This window comes from Chryseobacterium sp. SIMBA_038, assembly GCF_046535115.1.
GTDB lineage: Bacteria > Bacteroidota > Bacteroidia > Flavobacteriales > Weeksellaceae > Chryseobacterium.
The window spans coordinates 1-262 of record NZ_JAWRXH010000244.1; the positions used below are offsets into that span (position 1 = coordinate 1).

A 262-nucleotide genomic window follows, 5' to 3' on the forward strand; every position below is an offset into this window, starting at 1 on the left:
GTCCCTGAACTTTGAAAAAACAGGTCAGCAGTTACATTTTGATCCAGAATCTGATGATTTTTAAACATTTCAATGGGTAAAAAAGGGATCTTATCAAGGCTTTTAACCTCATCCGGATTGATGTTTAAATAGTCAACAAATTTCCTGTATACTTCAACATTTTCATATTGATAACGAAATGTTTTCAATGATGCATTCAGAAAATCCTGCTCTGTTTGTATGTTGAATATACTTTTCAGCTCCATAATTTTTAATCTTCTAC

General features: G+C 31.3%; 1 pseudogene. It reads right to left on the bottom strand.

Annotated features, from left to right (window positions below):
* Positions 1 to 245 (bottom strand): annotated as a pseudogene (locus SB689_RS23425) (acyl transferase); the annotation flags it as partial.
* Positions 246 to 262 lie beyond the last annotated feature (17 nt).